8 protein-coding genes are annotated in these 4,962 nt (G+C 44.5%); 1 reads left to right on the top strand and 7 read right to left on the bottom strand.

Features of this window, described 5'->3' with window-relative positions; all coding sequences use genetic code 11:
• Positions 1 to 190: 190 nt before the first annotated feature.
• The 7 genes from arsH to JGK20_RS33725 form a co-directional block, all read right to left on the bottom strand.
• Positions 191 to 844: an arsenical resistance protein ArsH gene (gene arsH / locus JGK20_RS33755; protein ID WP_293175197.1), complete on the bottom strand. Its 654-nt coding sequence runs from the start codon at positions 842 to 844 to the stop codon at positions 191 to 193.
• Between the two features lie 7 nt (positions 845 to 851).
• Positions 852 to 1,559, bottom strand: a complete 708-nt coding sequence (locus JGK20_RS33750; protein ID WP_293175199.1) for an MIP/aquaporin family protein — start codon at positions 1,557 to 1,559, stop codon at positions 852 to 854.
• A 176-nt stretch (positions 1,560 to 1,735) separates the two neighbouring features.
• Entirely contained in the window at positions 1,736 to 2,095 is a 360-nt protein-coding gene (locus tag JGK20_RS33745; RefSeq protein WP_293233751.1) for a metalloregulator ArsR/SmtB family transcription factor, read from the bottom strand.
• Between the two features lie 316 nt (positions 2,096 to 2,411).
• Positions 2,412 to 2,666 (bottom strand): hypothetical protein, encoded by a 255-nt coding sequence (locus JGK20_RS33740; protein ID WP_293175203.1) that lies wholly within the window; start codon positions 2,664 to 2,666, stop codon positions 2,412 to 2,414.
• A gap of 83 nt (positions 2,667 to 2,749) precedes the next feature.
• The gene (locus JGK20_RS33735; protein ID WP_293233749.1) at positions 2,750 to 2,878 is read right to left on the bottom strand and encodes a hypothetical protein; all 129 of its coding nucleotides are present in this window, start codon (positions 2,876 to 2,878) and stop codon (positions 2,750 to 2,752) included.
• A 117-nt stretch (positions 2,879 to 2,995) separates the two neighbouring features.
• On the bottom strand, positions 2,996 to 3,460 hold the full coding sequence (locus JGK20_RS33730) for a hypothetical protein (protein ID WP_293233747.1): 465 nt from the start codon (positions 3,458 to 3,460) through the stop codon (positions 2,996 to 2,998).
• A 236-nt stretch (positions 3,461 to 3,696) separates the two neighbouring features.
• Positions 3,697 to 4,371, bottom strand: a complete 675-nt coding sequence (locus JGK20_RS33725; protein WP_293142775.1) for a HEAT repeat domain-containing protein — start codon at positions 4,369 to 4,371, stop codon at positions 3,697 to 3,699.
• 284 nt (positions 4,372 to 4,655) lie between these two features.
• On the opposite strand from JGK20_RS33725, the gene JGK20_RS33720 reads away from it, so the two are divergent.
• Positions 4,656 to 4,962: helix-turn-helix domain-containing protein (locus JGK20_RS33720; protein ID WP_293191471.1), on the top strand; the 307-nt coding region annotated here is incomplete at its 3' end.

Below are 4,962 nucleotides of genomic sequence, written 5' to 3'. Positions count from 1 at the left end.
ATTTAATATGGTGCGTGATTACACAATCATTCTGCCTATTCAGGACGGCAATGTCTGAGGGGTGACACCCCTCAGACATTCGCCAACAGTCTCTTTCAATCGCCGGGTGATTCTTCAACCCGCGAAGGCGGGTTTTGTCTGTGTAGCCGCGATTTCAATCGCCGGGTGATTCTCCGCGATTTCAATCGCCTTAATTAACTTCCAGGGCGCGATTTGCAACTGCGATCGCCTCCTTGGCCGCTTGTTCCTTGCGTTCGCTGTGGCGATCGGTCAAATAGTCGGTGTGCTCCCGCAACAGCAAGGTAAACTTGTACAATTCCTCCATGACATCGATCGCGCGATCGCGAAAAGGAGAATCCTTCATCGTCCCATCATCATGAAACTCCTGATAAGCCTTAGCCACCGAAGACTGATTAGGAATCGTAAACATCCGCATCCAGCGGCCCAAAATCCTCAAAGTATTCACAGCATTAAAAGACTGAGAACCGCCGCTAACCTGCATCACCGCCAAAGTCCGACCTTGAGTCGGTCTGACAGCCCCAATACTTAAAGGAATCCAGTCAATTTGATTTTTGATAATGCCCGTAATATTGCCGTGCATTTCTGGACTCGACCAAACTTGACCCTCTGACCAAAGGCTCAATTCCCGCAACTCTTGAACCTTCGGATGCGTATCGGGAACGCTGCCATAAATCGGCAATTCCCGAGGATTGAAGAACCGAACTTCTGCACCGAAATCCTCAATAATTCGAGCCGATTCTTCCGCCAACAAACGGCTGTAAGATCGCTCTCTTAACGAGCCATATAAAAACAGAATTCTCGGTTTATGCGTGAAATTTGCCATAATCCTTTCAATTAAAATCCCGAAATCCGTTAGATATTTGTCGGTAAACAGCGACTGCTAATTGCGCGCCCCAAATTGGAGCAACCCAGTAAACCCAGTGGTGTTCCCAAATGCCACCAATTAAGGTCGGGCCGAGCGATCGCGCCGGATTCATGCTCGCTCCCGTAATTGGCCCCATAAATGCAGCTTCCAAGCCTACGGTCAAGCCAATTGCTATCCCCGCAAAACCGATATGAGCGCGCCTGTCAAGCCCCGAACCCAGAATCACAAACATCAGGATAAAAGTCAGAACTGTTTCTAAAATTAAAGACTGCAACCAATTACCGTTAAGAGGGATAGTTGCACCGAGATTTCCCACTTTTCCTAAGCTAATTAGTAGCAGTGTGGAAGCTGCGATCGCCCCCGCACACTGCGCCAAAATGTAAGGCAAAACTTTGTATTTTGGGAAAAAACCGCTCGCCCAAAATCCTAAAGTTACGGCTGGGTTAAAGTGCGCGCCGCTGATATGCCCGATCGCATAAATCATCGCGGCTACAACTGCACCAAATACAAAACTAACGCCCAAATGAGTGACAGCACCACCGCTAATTTTGTTCACCATCACCGCGCCGGTGCCTGCAAAAACTAGAATAAACGTGCCGAGGCATTCCGCGATCGCTTCTCGACTGCAATCTCGATTTTCGCCCGAAGCTAACTTCTTTGCTGCTGCACCCATCGCTCTCAACTCATTGGTTCCAAATCATCATATCAAAAAAAGTTGATGTGTCAAGTCTATTGGTTCGATCCTTCGGACTTTAGTCCGCATCAAGCCAGGACTCTTCGTCGGAACGATCGAACCAATAGCGGTTACTTTACCGGACACGATATTACTAATCAAAAAATATTGATATGTCAACCCGCATCGGAACAAGGGCGCGCCGGCAGGATCTGGCTAAAGCGCCGATAGTCCGACAGGTACTCTTCCAGGGCGAGAAACTGAGCTAGATTGAGGCTGTAGTAGATCCAGCGGCCTTCTTGGCGACTGCGAACTAAACCGGCTTCTTTTAGGGTTTTGAGGTGAAAAGAGAGTTTAGACTGAGGGACTCCAAGCCGATCGCACAAGTCGCAAACGCACAACTCCTGTTCCCGCAGCAACTCCAGAATCTGAATCCGCAGGGGGTCAGAAAGAGCGTGAAAGCCTGCGGAAACAAGTTTTTCGGAAATCTGCGGTTGTGGAGTGCGATCGGGCTTGGCTGTCGAATTTTTAATCATCAATTATAGGCGAAGGAAGAAGCAAGAAGCAAGAAGCAAGAAAAGCAACGGTTTCAGCAATTAAGAACGTCCTCACTGTCGGGCGTGGTTGCTATATTAGAACTGAAGTGCAAAAGTTCTTTCAATCAAATTTTAGGACGGGCTAGAAGCCCATTCCACAAGAAAAAAAAGTTTGTGGGATGGGCTTCTAGCCCGTCCTCAGTATTTTTACAATTCAAGTCTATTGTAAAAAAATCCATACAAACCATCATATTTTGTCAGGCTTCATCCCTGAAAACTGCTGAATTTAGCATCGATAGATTCTTCCGAGTAGATATTACTTCGGATTCTGTACCCGCGCCGGCACATCAGTCAATCCGGCTTTTTGCATCAGCGAAATCACACCTACAGATAGAACCCCACCAATCACTACCCCGACAACTATCAGAATCAGAAATAATTTTTGGAGAGTTTTTTTAGTAGCTGGGTGGTACTGTCTCGGCAACTCTTCACCTCGATCGTCAGGTTGTTGCTCCAAGGGGTCTAGCGGATCGGAGGGATTTGAGTTAAAAGGATTCGGTGCTTGATTCATGGCTAGTGATGGTTAAAGGATTTAAACAACTATTTTAACTTGCGATTTGCCGTCGCAACTTACATGATACATTCTCATTTTACTCAACAGTCGATAAAATTTATTAAGATACCGAGGATTTTAGAAACATTATTAATAAAATATTCGTCTGTATCAATCTCGATCGCAATTCCTTCTAGCTTAAAGAATTTCCAGATACTTCCTGTTGTCACAACTCCATAAATTGTCTGAATGTTATTTTATTGACCAAGATTTTCACTCCCAAATCGAAAATCTAAAATCCTCTCTTCCCCCGAATTTATCCGTGGGGTTAATCTAAAATCTAAAATCTAAAATCTAAAATCTAAAATCGATTGACGCTGGTTAAATATTTGGGCTGCGATCGTTTCTGCCATGCACTCCCCTAAGCCGGATAGAATGTTGTCGTTTTTTGCTTCAACCAAAGCGATGACTGGGGATTCGATGACTAGCTGTTCGGGCGATCTGCTAATTAGAAAATCGCAATAACCGCTCAAACCCCTAGCAGGGTCTACAGTAAACTCTCTACCTGAAAATAAACTCATCCGTTCCGGCAGCCGTTTTTTGATTTCAACTAATATCGGCGCGACAATTAGCTCGGAGCGAGCTTTATCGGAATTAATTTCTAGTGCTAAAGGTAGATTGAATTGCAAAGTTTCTTGCAAAAAAATGCTGGGTTCTATTTCGGGAATGTCGGCAAACAAGCCAACCCTCCTAGTAAAAGTTATGCCAAAATTTCTCTTAATTTGTTCGAGGCTAAATTGACTGTACGGCATTTAACTCCCTCTTCCAACACAATCAAAAAACCTCTCGCCCTCATTCACTCTCTGGCCTTGAAAAACCTCTGCGTTTATCTGTGTTTATCCCAAGAGCATCTGCGGTTGTTCTATCAATCAAAGATTTAGGCAATTCAAGTCTAATAACTTGTTTAAAACATCGCAAAGAGGGCTGGGCGGGTTTATCTGATTCTACTGCTTTTACAGATTTTTGGTGAACCCGCCTCTAAAAAATTTTAGGCTTCTGTTTTCTCTAAGCGATTGAGAGAAAATGTTGCGGCCTCAGCTACTTGAGAATTTTTATCTTTTTCTAAGTATTTCAAAGCCGAAACACTCTTCACACTCGGCAAATTGCCCAAAGCTTCAGCCAGCCTCTGACGGATCAGCCAATCTTCTGACTGAGCAAAGTTGAGGATGCGATCGATCGCGTCAATTGCCTTAATTTCCCCCAAAGCCGAAATCGCCGCCTGCTGGATCACCACTTGTTCGCAGTCGAGAGCTTTCAGCAGCACGTCGCGAGCCCGCGGATCTTTGAGATTTCCCAGAGAAACCGCCGCACTAAAGCGCACCAGCCATTCAGTATCTTCGTAAAAAGCGCGCACCAAAGCCTCAAAAGCTCTGATATCTTCCAGATAGCCCAAAGCACCAGCAGCGTCAGCGCGAATCCCGTAATCTGGGTCAGTTTCTAGCAATTTGACTAGAATGGGATAGCACTCTGCTGTCGGTTTGACTCCCAGAGCAAACACAGCCATCGATCGCACTTGCAAACTTTCGTCGTTCAACACCTTTTTAATCAAAGGTACAGCCGTTTCAGCCGACACGTTTCGCAAGTTAGCCAAAGCCACCATGCGATCGGCTGAGTTTTCGCTTTCTAACTTGGCTGCAATTTGCTCTAAGCTTAAAGTTGTCATTATCGGTAAATTTTGTAGTAAAACTTTACATTCGGCTTATTTTGATTATAGGGGAGTCTCAGGAAAAAAGCAGGGAGTAAAAACCGACCCAGGATTTGAACTCAGTGAAATTACGGATTAGTGAGAGTATTAATCTAAAGCTCAAATTGCATGAAAATAATCAATGAGCTAGTCCTTAGCTAGCGATTAAATAGACAAAGTGGTACACTTATAGACAAAATCCTGGTGTACCATGCGATCGCCTCGCTAAATTGAACAAAGAAATACAGTGTTGAGGTCGAACAATGCTTTTATCCATCAAAACAAAGTTAAAGCTAAACAAGAGTCAGGCAACAGTCATGAGCAAACACGCTGGAATAGCGAGGTTTACTTATAACTGGGGATTGGCTACTTGGAGCCACCTTGATCAAGATGGATTGAAGCCCAATAAATACCTGCTCAAGAAATTCTTTAACAATCATGTAAAACCTGAGTTCACATGGATTAAAGAGACGGGAATTTGCCAGAAGATAACTCAATATGCTTTCGACAATCTTGGTGATTCCTTCTCCTTATTTTTCTCAAAAAAAGCTGGATATCCCAAATTCAAGA

The organism is Microcoleus sp. PH2017_05_CCC_O_A, assembly GCF_020738785.1.
GTDB lineage: Bacteria > Cyanobacteriota > Cyanobacteriia > Cyanobacteriales > Microcoleaceae > Microcoleus.
Note: the sequence above shows the minus strand (reverse complement) of the source record. Positions and strands in the feature narration are given on the sequence as shown.

Coding starts and splice junctions, on each gene's coding strand:
- JGK20_RS33745 (WP_293233751.1), bottom strand. CDS start 2,095: ATGATTAAAAATTCGACAGCCAAGCCCGATCGCACTCCACAACCGCAG.
- JGK20_RS33740 (WP_293175203.1), bottom strand. CDS start 2,666: ATGAATCAAGCACCGAATCCTTTTAACTCAAATCCCTCCGATCCGCTA.
- JGK20_RS33730 (WP_293233747.1), bottom strand. CDS start 3,460: ATGCCGTACAGTCAATTTAGCCTCGAACAAATTAAGAGAAATTTTGGC.
- JGK20_RS33750 (WP_293175199.1), bottom strand. CDS start 1,559: ATGGGTGCAGCAGCAAAGAAGTTAGCTTCGGGCGAAAATCGAGATTGC.
- JGK20_RS33725 (WP_293142775.1), bottom strand. CDS start 4,371: ATGACAACTTTAAGCTTAGAGCAAATTGCAGCCAAGTTAGAAAGCGAA.
- arsH (WP_293175197.1), bottom strand. CDS start 844: ATGGCAAATTTCACGCATAAACCGAGAATTCTGTTTTTATATGGCTCG.